The organism is Amycolatopsis sp. NPDC006125 (assembly GCF_040614195.1).
Taxonomy (GTDB): Bacteria; Actinomycetota; Actinomycetes; order Mycobacteriales; family Pseudonocardiaceae; genus Amycolatopsis_E; species Amycolatopsis_E tucumanensis.
Genome location: NZ_JBEXTZ010000021.1, coordinates 47,256 through 63,302 on the forward strand (window position 1 = coordinate 47,256; position 16,047 = coordinate 63,302).

Here is a 16,047-nt window from a genome sequence, read left to right on the forward strand (position 1 = left end):
CTTCGCACTTCGAGAACGACCGCGACCTGTGGAACCGAACCTTCGAGGCCCCGCCGATGGCTTCCTCGACGAAGCCCCGTTCTGACTCCCTCGCCGCGCGGTTGACGCCCAGCGCCTGAGGTGGGGCCTGCCCCACCGCGGACCCGGGTGCGCACCGGCTGCCGGATCTTCGTGCGGCGCAACAGACTCGGTGCGTGCCCACGACACAAGCCGAAACCGGCAGCGACTTCGCCCACCTCGCCCGCCGCGTCAAGCAGGCCGGTCTGCTGAACCGGCGCCCCGGCTACTACGCCCTGCGCGCCGGCCTGGTCACCGTCCTGTTCGCCTACGCCTGGGCGTTGTTCGCCTGGATCGGCGACTCCTGGGCGACCCTGGTCGTCGCCGTGCTGCTGGCTGTCCTGTTCGGCCAGATCGCCCTGCTGTCGCACGACCTCGCGCACCGGCAGGTGTTCCGCACCCGCCGCCCCAGCGAGGTCGCCGGCCGGATCGCGGGCAACCTCGGCATCGGCCTGAGCTACGGCTGGTGGATGGACAAGCACACGCGCCACCACGCCAACCCCAACCACGAGGAACTCGACCCGGACGTCGCGCCGGACATCCTCGTGTGGTCGCAGGGCCAGGCGAGGGCCAGCCGCGGCCTGCCCCGGTTCATCGGGCGCCACCAGGCGGTCCTGTTCTTCCCGCTGCTCACGCTGGAGGGCCTGAACCTGCACTGGTCGAGCATCCGCGCGGTGCTCAAGCCGGGGCTGAAGCAGCGGTGGCTGGAAGCCGCGCTGCTGTTCACCCACTTCGCGGTCTACCTCGGCGCGGTGTTCCTCGTGCTGTCGCCGGTCAAGGCGCTGGTGTTCATCGCCGTGCACCAGGGCCTGTGGGGCGTGTACCTGGGCTCGATCTTCGCGCCGAACCACAAGGGCATGCCGACCCTCACCGGCGGCGAGCGGCCGGACTTCCTGCGGCGGCAGGTGCTGACCTCCCGCAACGTCCGCGGCGGCCGGTTCGTCGACGTCGCGATGGGCGGCCTGAACTACCAGATCGAGCACCACCTGTTCCCCAGCATGCCGACCCCGCACCTGCGCCTGGCGCGGCCGATCGTGCGGCGGTACTGCGCTGAGATCGGGGTGCCGTACTCGGAGACCGGTCTGGTCGACTCCTGGGCGCGGGCGCTGCGGCACCTCCACGAGGCCGGTGAGCCGCTGCGCGGATGACTTCCGTCACACCTCCGCCGGCGTGATCTTGCGCGCAACCGGCGGAGGTTGGCCGCGCTCACCGTGGGTTACGTCACACCAGTTCTGCGTTGCGTGATCGGGATGATCCTTTTCGTGCTGGTCTCGGGCTTATGGCCGTCCACCAGGGCATCCTTTGGTTAGGTTCGCCTTACCCGAAACACCCCGCGACAACAATGTGAGCCACGTCCTACACTGCCCCTATGCTTTGTGAACCGCTTCACAACCCCGCAAGGGAGATTGTGAACAGTTTCACAAGCGGCACGTTCGCAACGGCGCGGAAAGGACGGCATTCACCGTGCTGATGTCGCAGTTCCACCTCGCGCAGGCCGCCTCGGGGCCCGGCCTCGAGATGTACCTGCCGCTGGTCCTCCTGTTCGTCCTCGCCGCGGCCTTCGCGGTGTTCTCCGTGCTGCTCGGCCCGCTGGTGGGCCCGCGCCGGTACAACCGGGCGAAGCAGATGGCCTACGAGTGCGGGATCGAACCGTCCCCGCAGCCGCTGGTGGGCGGCGGCCGGATGCCGGTCGCCTACTACATCACCGCGATGCTGTTCATCCTGTTCGACATCGAAATGGTCTTCCTCTACCCGTTCGCCGTCTCGGCGGACGCGCTCGGCCTGTTCGGCCTGGTGGAGATCGTCTTGTTCATCGCGACCGTCGGCTTCGCCTACGCCTACGTCTGGCGTCGCGGCGGGCTCGACTGGAACTAGGGGAGGGACGTCATGGGACTCGAAGAGCAGCTCCCCAACGGCATCCTGCTGGCCAGCCTGGAGAAGCTGGTCAACTGGGCGCGCAAGAACTCGCTGTGGCCGGCCACCTTCGGGCTCGCCTGCTGCGCGATCGAGATGATGACCGTCGGCGGCTCGCGCTACGACATCGCGCGATTCGGCATGGAGCGGTTCTCCGCCACCCCGCGCCAGGCCGACCTGATGATCGTCGCGGGCCGGGTCACGCAGAAGATGGCCCCGGTCCTGCGTCAGATCTACGACCAGATGGCCGAGCCGAAGTGGGTGCTGGCCATGGGTGTCTGCGCCTCCTCCGGCGGCATGTTCAACAACTACGCCGTGGTGCAGGGCGTGGACCACATCGTGCCGGTCGACATGTACCTGCCGGGCTGCCCGCCGCGCCCGGAGATGCTCCTCGACGCGATCCTCAAGCTGCACGCCAAGATCCAGGACGAGCCGCTGGGGCCGCGCCGCGCCGCCGCGCTGGCCGGGCACCAGACCGAGCTGATCCCGTCGTCGATCAAGTACGCGAAGAAGTGATGCGCTCATGACCGAGGAAAAGCCCGAACCCGGCGGGGAACAGTCCAGCGCCCAGCGCCCGGACACCGGCCTGGAGCCGCGTGGGCCGCGCCCGGCGCAGCCGATCGTCGCGGGCCGTGAGCGCCGCGGGATGTTCGGTGTCTCCGGCAGCGGGGACACCTCCGGTTACGGCGGCCTGCGGCTGCCCGCCTACCTGCCGCCACCGGCGGAACGGCCCTACGGCGGCTGGTTCGACGAGTTCGCCGACCAGTTCTTCGCCGCGCTGGCCGAGAACGACGTGCCCGCCGACGCGGTGCACCAGGTGACCGTCGACCGCGGCGAGATCACGCTCTACGTCGACCGCGTGCACCTCGTCGCGATGTGCCGCATCCTGCGCGACGACGCCGGGCTGCGGTTCGAGCTGTGCAGCTCGGTGTCCGGTGTGGACTACGGGCCGGACGTGCCGCAGCGGTTGCACTCGGTCTACCACCTCACGTCGATGACCTACCGGCGGCGCATCCGGCTGGAGGTCGCCGTCGACGTCGAGGACGCGCACATCCCGTCCATCGTGGAGGTCTACCCGACGGCCGACTGGCAGGAACGCGAGGCGTGGGACCTGTTCGGCATCGTCTACGACGGCCACCCGGCCCTGACACGGATCCTCATGCCGGACGACTGGGACGGCCACCCGCAGCGCAAGGACTACCCGCTCGGCGGGATCCCGGTGGAGTACAAGGGCGCGGAGATCCCGCCCCCCGATCAGCGGAGGTCGTACTCGTGACTACCGATCGACTCGCGGACGTCAGCACCGGCACCGACACGAGCGACGCCGGCCGCGACAGCGCCGACAGCACCGCCGAGTACGCCGAATCGCGCGACACCACCGAAGGCCGCATCTACCACGTCAGCGGCGGTGACTGGGACGACGTGCTGGAGGACGCCCAGCACGACGAGCGGATCGTCATCAACATGGGCCCGCAGCACCCGTCCACGCACGGCGTGCTCCGGCTCGTGCTGGAGCTGGAGGGCGAGACCGTCACCCAGCTCCGCTCGGTCATCGGCTACCTGCACACCGGCATCGAGAAGAACTGCGAGTACCGGACCTGGACCCAGGGCGTCACGTTCGTGACGCGCATGGACTACCTGTCCCCGCTGTTCAACGAGCTGGGCTACTGCCTCGGCGTGGAGAAGCTGCTCGGCATCCGCGCCCCGCGCCGGGCCGAGCTGATCCGCGTCATGCTGTGCGAGATCAACCGCATCGGCTCGCACCTGGTCTACATCGCCACCGGCGGCATGGAGCTGGGCGCCACCACCGCAATGACCTTCGGGTTCCGCGAGCGGGAAGAGGTCCTGCACCTGCTCGAGTACCTGACCGGGCTGCGCATGAACCACGCCTTCATCCGCCCCGGCGGTGTGGCGCAGGACCTGCCGACGGACTGGAAGGAGAAGGTGAGCGAGTTCGTCAAGACGATGGACGAGCGCCTTCCCCTGTACGACAAGCTGTTCACCGGTCAGCCGATCTGGCGCAACCGGCTCAAGGGCGTCGGGTACCTGCCGGTCGACGCGTGCCTCGCGCTCGGCGTCACCGGGCCGGTGCTGCGATCCGCGGGCCTGCCGTGGGACCTGCGCAAGATCGAGCCGTACTCGCGCTACGACGAGTTCGAGTTCGACGTGCCGACCTCGACCGAGGCCGACTGCTGGGGCCGGTACCTGTGCCGGGTCGAGGAGATGCACCAGTCGCTGCGGATCATCCGGCAGTGCCTGAAGAAGATCGAGCCGGGCCCGGTGATGGTGGAGGACCGCAAGGTCGCGTGGCCGGCGCAGCTGTCGATCTCCAGCGACGGCATGGGCAACTCGCTCGAGCACGTCCGCAAGATCATGGGCCAGTCGATGGAGTCCCTGATCCACCACTTCAAGCTGGTCACCGAGGGCTTCAAGGTGCCTGCGGGCCAGGTGTACTCGCCGATCGAGTCGCCACGCGGCGAGCTGGGCTTCCACCTCGTCTCCGACGGCGGCACCCGCCCGGTGCGGGTGCACGTGCGGGAACCGAGTTTCGTCAACCTGCAGTCCCTGCCGGCGATGTCAGAGGGCGGCCTGGTGGCGGACGTGATCGCGGCGGTCGCGTCCGTGGACCCGGTGATGGGCGGAGTGGATCGATGACTACTGCGAAGGAACTGTTCGACGCGGACACCGTGGCCAAGGCGCAGGAGCTGATGGCCCGCTACCCGCAGTCCCGCTCGGCGCTGCTGCCGATGCTGCACCTGGTCCAGTCGGTGCAGGGGTTCGTCAGCCAGGAGGGCGTGACGTTCTGCGCGCAGCAGCTGGGACTGTCCGAGGCCGAGGTCAGCGCGGTCGTCACGTTCTACACCATGTACAAGCGCAAGCCGTGCGGCGAGCACCTGGTGAGCGTGTGCACGAACACGCTGTGCGCGGCGCTGGGCGGGGACGCGATCTACCGCACCCTGCAGGAGCACCTCGGTGAGGACGGGAAACCGCTGGGGCACGAGGAAACCGCGGGCACCCCGGGCGAGCCGGGGTCGATCACGCTGGAGCACGCCGAGTGCCTGGCTGCCTGCGACCTCGCGCCGGTGCTGCAGGTCAACTACGAGTACTACGACAAGCAGACGCCGGACAGCGCGGTCGAACTGGTCGACGCCCTGCGGCGCGGCGAGAAGCCCCAGCCGACGCGCGGGGCGCCGCTGGGCGACTTCAAGAGCGCCGAGCTGCAGCTGGCCGGGTTCTTCCCGGAGGACGAGGAGACCTACCGGTCGCAAGTGGACGGACCGTCGCAGGCCCCGGAGACCCTGATGGGCGCGCGGATCGCGCAGGAGCGGGGCTGGACGGCCCCGGCCATGGCGGACGCCCCGTTGCCGGAAGTGGAGAAGAAGTAATGGCTGATCCCATCACCCCGGTGCTCACCAAACGCTGGCTGTCCCCCAACTCCTGGCGGTTGTCCACCTACGAGCAGCTGGAGGGCTACACCGCGCTGCGCAAGGCGCTGAGCGGCACGCCCGAGCAGCTCGTGCAGCTGGTCAAGGACTCCGGTCTGCGCGGCCGCGGCGGCGCGGGCTTCCCAGCCGGCGTGAAGTGGTCGTTCATGCCGCCCAACGAGGACAAGCCGCACTACCTGGTCATCAACGCCGACGAGGGCGAACCGGGGACCTGCAAGGACATCCCGCTGATGATGGCCGACCCGCACTCGCTCATCGAGGGCTGCGTCATCGCCGCCTACGCGATGCGGTCGCACCACTGCTTCATCTACGTGCGCGGCGAGGCGCTGCACCCGTACCGGCGGCTCAACGCGGCGGTGCGCGAGGCCTACCGCGCCGGTTACCTCGGCAAGGACATCCTGGGCTCCGGGTTCGACCTGGACATCACGGTGCACGCCGGGGCGGGCGCGTACATCTGCGGTGAGGAAACCGCGCTGCTCGACTCGCTCGAAGGCCGCCGCGGTCAGCCGCGGCTCAAGCCGCCGTTCCCCGCGGCCGCCGGTCTCTACGCGGCGCCGACCACGGTGAACAACGTGGAGACCATCGCGAGCGTTCCGTTCATCGTCAACGGCGGCGCGGACTGGTTCCGCAAGATGGGCCGGGAGAAGTCGCCGGGCCCGAAGATCTACTCGATCTCCGGGCACGTTGAGAAGCCCGGCCAGTACGAGGCGCCGCTCGGCACGACCCTGCGTGAGCTGCTGGAACTGTGCGGCGGAATGAAGGACGGCATCCCGCTCAAGTTCTGGACGCCGGGCGGGTCGTCGACGCCGATGTTCACCGCCGAGCACCTGGACATCCCGCTCGACTTCGAGGGCGCGGCGGAGGCCGGGTCGATGCTCGGGACCACCGCGGTGCAGGTGTTCAACGAAACCGTGTCGGTGCCGTGGGCCGTGATGAAGTGGACCCAGTTCTACGAGCACGAGTCGTGCGGCAAGTGCACCCCGTGCCGCGAGGGCACGTACTGGCTGGCGCAGATCCTGGAGCGGATGGTCGACGGGCGGGGCACGGCCGAGGACATCGACACGCTGCTGGACGTGTGCGACAACATCCTCGGCCGGTCGTTCTGCGCGCTGGGTGACGGCGCGGTCAGCCCGATCACCAGCGGGATCAAGTACTTCCGCGACGAATTCCTCGCCCTGTGCGAGAGCAACAAGCGCGAGTTGGTGGGAGCACAGGCATGACGATCGCGCCAGAGAACCCCAAGACCGAGACGCCGGTCCCGGAGGGACACGTCAAGCTCACGATCGACGGCGAAGAGGTCATCGCGCCCAAGGGCGAGCTGCTGATTCGCACGGCGGAGCGGCTCGGCACCGTGATCCCGCGGTTCTGCGACCACCCGCTGCTCGACCCGGCCGGGGCCTGCCGCCAGTGCCTCGTCGAGGTCGAGATGGGCGGGCGGCCGATGCCGAAACCGCAGGCGTCGTGCACGATGACCGTCGCCGACGGCATGGTGGTCAAGACGCAGCTGACCTCGCCGGTCGCGGACAAGGCCCAGCAGGGTGTGATGGAGCTGCTGCTCATCAACCACCCGCTGGACTGCCCGGTGTGCGACAAGGGCGGCGAGTGCCCGCTGCAGAACCAGGCGATGGCCCACGGCCGCGCCGACTCGCGGTTCCGCGACACCAAGCGCACCTTCCCGAAGCCGCTGCCGATCTCCACGCAGGTGCTGCTCGACCGCGAGCGGTGCGTGCTGTGCCAGCGCTGCACGCGGTTCTCCGCGCAGATCGCCGGCGACCCGTTCATCGACCTGCTGGAGCGCGGCGCGCACCAGCAGATCGGGACGGCCGAGACGGCGGACGTGTTCGACCTCGCCTCGCGCACGTCGTCGGGAGCGCCGTTCCAGTCGTACTTCTCCGGCAACACCATCCAGATCTGCCCGGTGGGCGCGCTGACCAGCGCGCAGTACCGGTTCCGGTCGCGGCCGTTCGACCTGGTGTCCGCGCCGAGCGTGTGCGAGCACTGCTCGTCCGGCTGCGCCGAGCGCACCGACTACCGGCGCGGCAAGGTGATGCGCAAGCTGGCCGCCAACGACCCCGAGGTCAACGAGGAGTGGATCTGCGACAAGGGCCGCTTCGCGTTCCGGTACGCCACGGCGGCGGACCGGATCCGGCGGCCGCTGGTCCGCGACGCCTCCGGCGAGCTGCGGGAGGCGCCGTGGACGGAGGCGCTGCGCATCGCCGCGGAGGGCTTGGCCAAGGCCCGCGACAGCCGCGGCGCCGCGGTGCTCGCGGGTGGCCGGCTGACGCTGGAGGACGCGTACGCCTACGCGAAGTTCGCCCGCGTCGCGTTGCGCACCAACGACGTCGACTTCCGTGCGCGGGCGCATTCACCGGAGGAGCTGGACTTCCTCGCCGCCGAGGTGGCAGGCACGACGCCGGAGCACGGCGTCACGTTCGGCGCGATCGAGAACGCGCCGGCGGTGCTGTGCGTGGCGTTCGAGCCCGAGGAGGAGGCGCCGATCGTCTTCCTCCGGCTGCGCAAGGCCGCCCGCAAGAAGCGGACCCGGGTGGTCCACTTGGGACAGTGGACGACGCCGTCGGTGCGCAAGACCTTCGGCGAGCTGCTGGCCTGCGTGCCAGGGTCGGAGGCCGCGGCGCTGGACGGGATCCCCGAGCACGCGCCGGACGTCGAGTCGGCGCTGGGCGCGGACGGCGCGGTCGTGCTGGTCGGCGAGCGGGCGGCCGAGGTGCCGGGCCTGTTCGCCGCGGTGCGGCGGCTGGCCGCGCGCACCGGCGCGAAGGTGGCCTGGATCCCGCGCCGCGCCGGCGAGCGCGGCGCGCTGGAGGCCGGTGCGGCCCCGACGCTGCTGCCCGGCGGACGGCCGGTGACCGACGAGGCCGCCCGCGCCGAGGTCGAGGCGGTGTGGGGCGTGCCCGTGCCGGCCGAACCGGGCCGCGACACCAACGACATCATCGGCGCGCTGGCAGGCGGGTACCTGTCCGGCGTGGTGGTCGGCGGCGTCGACCTGGACGACCTGCCCGACCCGGCGCTGGCGCGGCAGGCGCTGGAGCGGGCCGAGTTCGTGGTCAGCCTGGAGATGCGGGCGAGCACGGTCACCGAGCACGCCGACGTGGTCCTGCCGATCGCGCCGGTGGTCGAGAAGTCCGGCAGCTTCGTCAACTGGGAGGGCAGGCGCCGCGAGTTCGACGCGACGCTGGAAGGCACCGGCGCGCTGCCGGACTGCCGGGTCCTGGACACGCTGGCCGTGGAGATGGACGCGGACCTGTTCACCCAGACCCCGGCCGCCGCGTACGGCGACTTCGCCCGGCTGGGCTCGTCGGGCGCGTCGCACGGCAGGTTCTGGGAGTCGGGCGCCGCGCGGGCCGCCGCCGAGGTCGGGCCGGGGCAGGCGCGGCTGGCGAGCTGGCGGCAGCTGCTCGACGAGGGCTCGCTGCAGGTGGACGAGCCGCACCTGGCGGGCACCGCGCGGCGCGTGGTGGCCAGGGTGTCGGCGAAGACCGCGGCGGAGCTCGGTGACGAGGTGACCGTGTCGACCGAGCGGGGCGCGATCACGCTGCCCGTCGAGGTCGCCGACCTGCCTGACGACGTCGTGTGGCTGCCCGGCAACTCCGAGGGCTCGCGGCTGCGCAGAACGCTCGCCGCCGGGCACGGGGCGGTAGTCAACATCGAGGGAGCGCGGCGATGACACCGTTTTTCGCGCAGCAGGCCGCGGATCAGATGACGCGGGCCGAGCTGCTGGCGGACGACCCGTGGTGGCTGATCCTGCTCAAGACCGTCGTGGTGCTGCTGATCGGGCCGCTCCTGACGATCTTCCTCATCGTGTGGGAGCGCAAGGCGATCGGCCGGATGCAGAACCGGCCCGGCCCGAACCGCGTCGGCCCCGGCGGCTACTTCCAGTCGCTGGCGGACGCGATCAAGCTGCCGTTCAAGGAGCAGATCATCCCGGACGGCGCGGACCGGAAGGTGTATTTCCTGGCGCCGGTGCTGTCCGCGGTGCCCGCGTTGATCGCGCTGGCCGCGATCCCGTTCGGGCCGCGGGTGTCGATCTTCGGTGAGCAGACCGTGCTGCAGCTGGTCGATCTGCCGGTCGGCGTGCTGGTGATCCTGGCCTGCTCGTCGGTCGGCGTGTACGGGATCGTGCTGGCCGGGTGGTCGTCCGGGTCGCCGTACCCGCTGCTCGGCGGGCTGCGGTCGGCGGCGCAGGTGATCTCGTACGAGATCGCGATGGGCCTGTCGATCGTCGGGGTGGTGCTGTACTCGCAGTCGATGGCGACCGGCGCGATCGTCGACGCGCAGGCCCGCGGCTGGTACTTCTACCTGCTGCTGCCCAGTTTCGTGATCTACCTGATCTCGATGGTCGGCGAGACGAACCGGGCGCCGTTCGACCTGCCGGAGGCCGAGTCGGAGCTGGTCGGCGGGTTCCACACCGAGTACTCGTCGATGAAGTTCGCGATGTTCTTCCTCGCCGAGTACGTGAACATGGTGATCGTCTCGGCGTTCGCGACGACGTTGTTCCTCGGCGGCTGGATGTTCCCGTTCGTCGGGCTGGACTCGCCGCTGAACCAGGGGTGGCTGCCGCTGATCTGGTTCGCGGTGAAGCTGTTCGCGTTGCTGTTCGGGTTCATCTGGCTGCGCGGGACGCTGCCGCGGTTCCGGTACGACCAGTTCATGAAGCTGGGCTGGAAGGTCCTGGTGCCCGCCAACCTGGTGTGGATCGTGATCATCTCGTCGATCCGCGCGATCCGGAACAACGGTGGCCTGACGACGGGCCAGATCCTGATCGGCGGTGCGGTCGTGGTGGTGGTCGCGGTGGCGATCGCGTTGCTGGTGCCGGAGAAGAAGCAGGCCGACAGCGATTCGGTGCCGGTCACCGGCGGCGGTTTCCCGTTGCCGCCGCTGGATCTGCGCGTGCCCGAGGTGCCCGAGCGGGGCGCCGGGAAGCGCCGTCGCCGGGTGGCGGGACGTACTTCGGAGCCTGCCCAGGTGGGCGCCGGGAAGGAGGGTTCCGATGGGACTGTTTGACCCCATCAAGGGTTTCGGCGTCACTTTCGGCACGATGTTCAAGAAGGTGGCGACGGAGGAGTACCCGGAGATCGGCGCCCCCGCCGCGCCCCGGTACCACGGGCGGCACCAGCTCAACCGGCACCCGGACGGGCTGGAGAAGTGCGTCGGCTGCGAGTTGTGCGCGTGGGCCTGCCCGGCGGACGCGATCTTCGTCGAGGGCGGCGACAACACCGAGGACGCCCGGTACTCGCCCGGCGAGCGGTACGGCAAGGACTACCAGATCAACTACCTGAGGTGCATCGGCTGCGGCCTGTGCGTCGAAGCCTGCCCCACCCGCTCCCTGACGATGATCAACTTCTACGAAATGGCGGACGACGACCGCCAGAAGCTGATCTGGACCAAGGAGGACCTGCTGGCGCCGCTGCTGCCGGGCATGGAGCAACCCCCGCACCCGATGCGCCTGGGCGACGACGAGCAGGACTACTACGTGCACGGCCCCGAACTGGCCCGCGGCCGCGGCATCCCGACGGGCGAAACGGTGGAAACCTCCCGCGAGGAGGCAATCCAATGAGGACGCTGACGTTGCCGGCCTTCGGCGCGGTAGCCGCCCCCGGCGGGGCTCCGGCCGCGGCGGCCCGCTGCTCTGATCCCGCGATCGCGCTTGGTGGGACTCCGGCTGCGGTGGCCCGCTGCTCTGGTCCCGCGATCGCGCTTGGTGGGGCTCCGGCTGCGGTGGCCCGCTGCTCTGGTCCCGCGATCGCGCTTGGTGGGGCTCCGGCTGCGGTGGCCCGCGGCATTGATCCCGCGGCCGCGCTCGGTGGGGCTCCGGCTGCGGCAGCGCGAGGCGCTGCCCCGGTGGCGGGTTTTGGGTTCGGTTCGGTGGCTGCCGGTCGGGCTGCGGTTGCAGTGGCGCGAGGTGCCGCACCGTTGGCAGCTTTCAGGGTTGGTTCGGTGGCCGCGCTCGGTGGGGCCGCGGGTGCGGTGGCGCGAGGCGCTGCCCCGTTGGCGCCCGGTGCTACCGGGTTCGTTGCGCGCGGGTTCCGTCCGGCGGGCGGCGCTCGTCGAGGGGAGGTGCGGTGATGGTGCTGGCACAGGCCGCCGGGGCGGTGTCCACCGGGGAGGCCATCGCGTTCTGGATCCTCGGTCCGATCGCCCTGCTGGGCGCCCTCGGGCTGATCTTCGCCCGCAACGCCGTCCACTCGGCGCTCTTCCTGGCCCTCACGATGTTCTCGCTGGGCATCCTCTACATGGTCCAGCAGGCGCCGTTCCTCGGGTTCACCCAGATCATCGTCTACACCGGCGCGATCATGATGCTGTTCCTGTTCGTGCTGATGCTCGTCGGGCGGGAGAGTTCCGACTCGGTCGTCGAGGTGCTGCGCGGGCAGCGCCTGTGGGGCGGCATCCTCGGCATCGGCATCGCCGGTCTGATGGCCACCGCGCTCACCCGGGCGCTCGCCAACGTCACCCCGGCTCCCGCGCCGGACGGGACCGCCGGCGGGCTCGGACGCCTCATCTTCACCGACTACCTGTTCCCGTTCGAGCTCACCTCGGCGCTGCTGATCACCGCCGCGCTCGGGGCGATGGTGCTGGCCTTCACCGAGAAACGCGGCCGCCGCACGCAGAAGGAACTCGTCGAAGCCCGGTTCCGCGGCGAGTACGAACGCATCTCGCCCAAGCCGGGGCCCGGCGTGTTCGCCACGTCCCACTCGGTCACGACCCCCGCGATCCTGCCCGACGGCACGGTCGCGCCCGAGTCGCTGTCCACCATCATCGAGTCCACGCCCACGGCGCGGCTCGAAGCCGAGCGCAAGCAGGTCGAGGGCACCGAGCCGCAGCCCGACGCCCACGCGCTCGTCGGGAAGGGTGACGAGGAATGACCCCCACCTACTACCTGCTGCTGTCGGCCCTGCTGTTCGCCATCGGCGCGGTCGGCGTGCTGGTGCGGCGCAACGCCATCGTCGTGTTCATGTGCATCGAGCTGATGCTCAACGCCGTGAACCTCTCCCTGGTCACCTTCTCCCGCATCAACGGCGGGCTCGACGGCCAGGTCATGGCGTTCTTCGTGATGGTCGTCGCCGCCGCCGAGGTCGTCGTCGGCCTGGCGATCATCATGGCCATCTTCCGCACCCGCCGCTCGGCCTCGGTCGACGACACCAACCTGCTCAAGTACTAGGAGCTCGAGAGTGATCGCATCATCGTGGCTGCTGGTCGCGTTCCCGGCCCTCGGCGCGCTCGTCCTGCTGGCCGGGGGACGGCGCACCGACCGCTGGGGTCACCTCCTCGGGTGTGCGACGGTCATCGCGTCGTTCGTCTACGGCCTGGTGCTGTTCTTCGGCAGCGACGGGCACGTGACCGACACCAGGATGTTCACCTGGATCGGCGTCGGTGACCTCCAGATCGACTTCGGACTCCGCATCGACGCGCTCTCGCTCGTCTTCATCCTGCTGATCACCGGTGTGGGCGCGCTGATCCACATCTACTCGATCGGCTACATGGCGGAGGACCGCAACCGGCGGCGATTCTTCGGGTACCTGAACCTCTTCGTGGCCTCCATGCTGGTTCTGGTGCTGGGCAACAACTTCGTGACGCTCTACCTCGGCTGGGAGGGCGTCGGCCTGGCCTCGTACCTGCTCATCGGCTGGTACTCGGACCGCCCGTCCGCGGCGACCGCCGCGAAGAAGGCGTTCCTGATGAACCGCGTCGGCGACGTCGGCCTCGCGCTCGCGATCTTCCTGATGTTCAAGTACCTCGGCACGGTCACCTACGCGGGCGTGTTCGACCGCATCGGCGACGCCCCGCCCGCCGTGATCACCGCGATCGCGATCCTGCTGCTGCTCGGCGCGTGCGGTAAGTCCGGCCAGTTCCCGCTGCAGGCATGGCTCCCGGACGCGATGGAAGGCCCCACCCCGGTGTCGGCCCTCATCCACGCGGCCACCATGGTCACCGCCGGCGTGTACCTGGTGGCGCGCGCCAACCCGATCTACAACGAGACCGAGACGGGCAGGCTGATCGTCACCCTTGTCGGCGCGATAACCCTGCTGATCGGGTGCATCATCGGCTGCGCCTACGACGACATCAAGAAGGTGCTCGCGTACTCGACGGTCAGCCAGATCGGCTACATGATGCTCGCCGTCGGGCTCGGGCCGTTCGGCTACGCGCTCGGCATCATGCACCTCCTCACGCACGGCTTCTTCAAGGCCGGGCTGTTCCTCGGCGCCGGTTCGGTCATGCACGGCATGAACGACGAGGTCGACATGCGCAAGTTCGGCGGCCTGTACCGGCACATGCCGATCACGTTCGTCACGTTCGGGCTCGGCTACCTGGCGCTCATCGGGTTCCCCTTCCTGTCGGGCTACTTCTCCAAGGACGCGATCATCGAGGCCGCCTTCGGCCAGGAGGGCTGGCGCGGCTGGGTGTTCGGCCTCGCCGCCATGCTCGGCGCCGCGCTGACCGCCTTCTACATGACCCGCCTGATGCTGCTCACCTTCTTCGGCAAGGAACGCTGGCGGGACCTGCGCACCGCCGAGGGCAAGGAGTTCCACCCGCACGAGTCGCCGCCGGTGATGACCGCGCCGATGATCGTGCTGGCCATCGGCTCGCTCGGCGCCGGTGCGTTCTTCGCCCTCGGCGACCGCCTGTCCGAGTGGCTCGCCCCGGCGCTGGGTGAGCTCGGCGAGGCCGAGCACACCGCGATCCCGCACTCGCTGATCCCGTGGATCACGGTCGCCCTGTCCGCGCTCGGCGTGCTGCTCGCCTGGCTCGTCGTCGGGCGCCGGGACACCCCGGTCGAGCGGCCGGAGAACGTCTCCGCCGTCGTCAAGGCGGCCCGCAAGGACCTGTACGGCAACGCGGTCAACGAGGCACTGGTCGCGACCCCGGGCATGTGGCTCACCCGGTTCTCGGTCTACCTCGACAGCCGTGGCGTCGACGGCGCGGTCAACGGACTGGCCGCCGCCCTCGGTGGCGGATCCGGGCGATTGCGCAGACTGCAGACCGGCTTCGTCCGCTCGTACGCCCTGTCGATGCTGGCCGGCTCGTTCGTCCTCGTCGCCGCACTGCTGATGGTGAGGTTCTCATGACCTGGGTACTGGCCCTCATCCTCTGGCCGCTGGTCGGCGCGTGCGTCGTCACCGGGCTGCGCCGCAACGACCGGCTCGCCACCCTCGCCGCGGTGGCGTTCGCCCTCGTCGAGCTGGCGATGATCATCCCGACGTGGGCGACCTACGAACCGAACGGCGCCCGCCTGCAGCACACCAGCTCGATGGACTGGATCCCGAGCTTCGGCGTGCACATCTCCTTCGGCATCGACGGCATCGCGCTGGTGATGATCGCCGTGATCGCGTTCCTGGTGCCGATCGTCATCGGCGCACTGGGCACGGCGGACAAGCTGCCGCAGGACCGCAGCGCGGGTGGTTTCCTCGCGTTGATCCTGGTGCAGGAGGCCATCACCATCGCGGTGTTCGCCGCGACCGACGTGTTCCTGTTCTACGTGCTGTTCGAGATCATGCTGATCCCGATGTACTTCCTCATCGGCGGCTACGGCGGCGCGAACCGGCAGTACGCGGCGGTCAAGTTCTTCCTGTACTCCTTCCTCGGCGGTCTGATCATGCTGGCCTCGGCGATCGGGGCCTACTCGCTCGCCGCCGACGAGCTGGGCAACGGCACCTTCGACTGGGCGACGCTGGTCACGGTGGTCCGGGACGCGCCGGCGAGCACCCAGATCTGGCTGTTCCTCGGGTTCTTCCTGGCGTTCGCCATCAAGGCGCCGCTCGTGCCGTTCCACACCTGGCTGCCCGACGCCGCCGGCGAGGCGCCCATCGGCGTCGCCGTGCTGCTGGTCGGCGTGCTGGACAAGGTCGGCACGTTCGGTTTCCTGCGCTACTGCCTGCCGATGTTCCCGGAAGCCAGCAAGGACCTGGCGCCGCTGGTGCTGGTGCTGGCGGTGATCGGCGTGCTCTACGGCTCGATCCTCGCCGCCGGGCAACAGGACATGAAACGGTTCGTCGCCTACGTCTCGATCGCGCACTTCGGGTTCATCGCGCTGGGCATCTTCGCCTTCACCCAGCAGGCCGGGGTCGGCGCGGTGACCTACATGCTCAACCACAGCCTCGCGACCGGCATGCTGATCGTGGTGCTGGGCCTGGTGATCGCGCGCGGCGGCTCCACGCGGATCTCCGACTACGGCGGCATGTTCAAGCTGACGCCGCTGCTCGGCGGGATGCTGCTCATCGCCGGTCTGTCCACTTTGTCGCTCCCGGGTACCAACTCGTTCGTCAGTGAGTTCCTGGTGCTGCTGGGCGCTTTCGAGACCCAGCCGGTGTACGCGATCCTCGCCACCGTCGGCATGGTGCTCGCCGCGGCCTACGTGCTGTGGCTGTACCAGCGCCTGATGACCGGCCCGGTGCGGGGGACCGCGCTGGTCGGCGCCGGGGGCGGCCCGGGCACCGCGATCGCCCCCGAGCTGGGCGCCCGCAAGACGATCCGGGACCTGGGCGGCCGGGAGCTGGCGATCCTGGTGCCCATGGTGGTGCTGATCATCGGGCTCGGCTTCTACCCCCAACCCGTGCTGGACACGGTGACCCCGTCGGTCGACGCGACGCTTTCCGCACTCAACGGAGGCCAGTGA

The 16,047-nt window shown here is 69.8% G+C and carries 14 protein-coding genes; all 14 read left to right on the forward strand.

Annotation, left to right across the window (positions count from 1 at the left end):
• Positions 1 to 194: 194 nt before the first annotated feature.
• The 14 genes from ABZ193_RS13470 (at position 195) to ABZ193_RS13535 (ending at position 16,047) form a co-directional block, all read left to right on the forward strand.
• The gene (locus ABZ193_RS13470; protein ID WP_237336219.1) at positions 195 to 1,205 is read left to right on the forward strand and encodes an acyl-CoA desaturase; all 1,011 of its coding nucleotides are present in this window, start codon (positions 195 to 197) and stop codon (positions 1,203 to 1,205) included.
• Between the two features lie 322 nt (positions 1,206 to 1,527).
• On the forward strand, positions 1,528 to 1,932 hold the full coding sequence (locus tag ABZ193_RS13475) for an NADH-quinone oxidoreductase subunit A (protein WP_051079579.1): 405 nt from the start codon (positions 1,528 to 1,530) through the stop codon (positions 1,930 to 1,932).
• A 12-nt stretch (positions 1,933 to 1,944) separates the two neighbouring features.
• The gene (locus ABZ193_RS13480) at positions 1,945 to 2,487 is read left to right on the forward strand and encodes an NADH-quinone oxidoreductase subunit B (protein WP_020417415.1); all 543 of its coding nucleotides are present in this window, start codon (positions 1,945 to 1,947) and stop codon (positions 2,485 to 2,487) included.
• Positions 2,488 to 2,494: 7 nt separating this feature from the next.
• A complete protein-coding gene (locus ABZ193_RS13485) occupies positions 2,495 to 3,247 on the forward strand; it encodes an NADH-quinone oxidoreductase subunit C (protein ID WP_354710049.1) in 753 nt (250 codons plus the stop codon).
• Entirely contained in the window at positions 3,244 to 4,626 is a 1,383-nt protein-coding gene (locus ABZ193_RS13490; protein WP_354710050.1) for an NADH-quinone oxidoreductase subunit D, read from the forward strand. The genes ABZ193_RS13485 and ABZ193_RS13490 overlap by 4 nt, the downstream gene beginning before the upstream one ends.
• Complete coding sequence (gene nuoE, locus ABZ193_RS13495; protein WP_020417418.1) at positions 4,623 to 5,357, forward strand: NADH-quinone oxidoreductase subunit NuoE; 735 nt, start codon at positions 4,623 to 4,625, stop codon at positions 5,355 to 5,357. Before ABZ193_RS13490 ends, nuoE begins: the two co-directional genes overlap by 4 nt.
• Positions 5,357 to 6,637, forward strand: coding sequence for an NADH-quinone oxidoreductase subunit NuoF (nuoF, locus tag ABZ193_RS13500; RefSeq protein WP_237336218.1), 1,281 nt, complete (start codon positions 5,357 to 5,359; stop codon positions 6,635 to 6,637). The genes nuoE and nuoF overlap by 1 nt, the downstream gene beginning before the upstream one ends.
• Positions 6,634 to 9,102 (forward strand): NADH-quinone oxidoreductase subunit G, encoded by a 2,469-nt coding sequence (locus ABZ193_RS13505; protein ID WP_354710052.1) that lies wholly within the window; start codon positions 6,634 to 6,636, stop codon positions 9,100 to 9,102. Before nuoF ends, ABZ193_RS13505 begins: the two co-directional genes overlap by 4 nt.
• Positions 9,099 to 10,439 (forward strand): NADH-quinone oxidoreductase subunit NuoH, encoded by a 1,341-nt coding sequence (gene nuoH / locus ABZ193_RS13510; RefSeq protein ID WP_020417421.1) that lies wholly within the window; start codon positions 9,099 to 9,101, stop codon positions 10,437 to 10,439. The genes ABZ193_RS13505 and nuoH overlap by 4 nt, the downstream gene beginning before the upstream one ends.
• Complete coding sequence (gene nuoI, locus ABZ193_RS13515; RefSeq protein ID WP_020417422.1) at positions 10,426 to 10,992, forward strand: NADH-quinone oxidoreductase subunit NuoI; 567 nt, start codon at positions 10,426 to 10,428, stop codon at positions 10,990 to 10,992. Before nuoH ends, nuoI begins: the two co-directional genes overlap by 14 nt.
• Before the next feature lie 508 nt (positions 10,993 to 11,500).
• On the forward strand, positions 11,501 to 12,298 hold the full coding sequence (locus tag ABZ193_RS13520) for an NADH-quinone oxidoreductase subunit J (RefSeq protein WP_354710053.1): 798 nt from the start codon (positions 11,501 to 11,503) through the stop codon (positions 12,296 to 12,298).
• On the forward strand, positions 12,295 to 12,594 hold the full coding sequence (nuoK, locus tag ABZ193_RS13525; protein ID WP_094003768.1) for an NADH-quinone oxidoreductase subunit NuoK: 300 nt from the start codon (positions 12,295 to 12,297) through the stop codon (positions 12,592 to 12,594). The genes ABZ193_RS13520 and nuoK overlap by 4 nt, the downstream gene beginning before the upstream one ends.
• 10 nt (positions 12,595 to 12,604) lie before the next feature.
• Positions 12,605 to 14,500 (forward strand): NADH-quinone oxidoreductase subunit L, encoded by a 1,896-nt coding sequence (gene nuoL, locus ABZ193_RS13530; RefSeq protein WP_191245418.1) that lies wholly within the window; start codon positions 12,605 to 12,607, stop codon positions 14,498 to 14,500.
• Positions 14,497 to 16,047, forward strand: a complete 1,551-nt coding sequence (locus ABZ193_RS13535; protein WP_354710055.1) for an NADH-quinone oxidoreductase subunit M — start codon at positions 14,497 to 14,499, stop codon at positions 16,045 to 16,047. The genes nuoL and ABZ193_RS13535 overlap by 4 nt, the downstream gene beginning before the upstream one ends.

Bases quoted from the DNA above. Each gene is read 5' to 3' on its own strand.
- ABZ193_RS13475 (WP_051079579.1), top strand. From the start codon at position 1,528: ATGTCGCAGTTCCACCTCGCGCAGGCCGCCTCGGGGCCCGGCCTCGAG.
- ABZ193_RS13480 (WP_020417415.1), top strand. From the start codon at position 1,945: ATGGGACTCGAAGAGCAGCTCCCCAACGGCATCCTGCTGGCCAGCCTG.
- ABZ193_RS13485 (WP_354710049.1), top strand. From the start codon at position 2,495: ATGACCGAGGAAAAGCCCGAACCCGGCGGGGAACAGTCCAGCGCCCAG.
- nuoE (WP_020417418.1), top strand. From the start codon at position 4,623: ATGACTACTGCGAAGGAACTGTTCGACGCGGACACCGTGGCCAAGGCG.
- nuoF (WP_237336218.1), top strand. From the start codon at position 5,357: ATGGCTGATCCCATCACCCCGGTGCTCACCAAACGCTGGCTGTCCCCC.
- ABZ193_RS13505 (WP_354710052.1), top strand. From the start codon at position 6,634: ATGACGATCGCGCCAGAGAACCCCAAGACCGAGACGCCGGTCCCGGAG.
- nuoH (WP_020417421.1), top strand. From the start codon at position 9,099: ATGACACCGTTTTTCGCGCAGCAGGCCGCGGATCAGATGACGCGGGCC.
- nuoI (WP_020417422.1), top strand. From the start codon at position 10,426: ATGGGACTGTTTGACCCCATCAAGGGTTTCGGCGTCACTTTCGGCACG.
- ABZ193_RS13520 (WP_354710053.1), top strand. From the start codon at position 11,501: ATGGTGCTGGCACAGGCCGCCGGGGCGGTGTCCACCGGGGAGGCCATC.
- nuoK (WP_094003768.1), top strand. From the start codon at position 12,295: ATGACCCCCACCTACTACCTGCTGCTGTCGGCCCTGCTGTTCGCCATC.
- ABZ193_RS13535 (WP_354710055.1), top strand. From the start codon at position 14,497: ATGACCTGGGTACTGGCCCTCATCCTCTGGCCGCTGGTCGGCGCGTGC.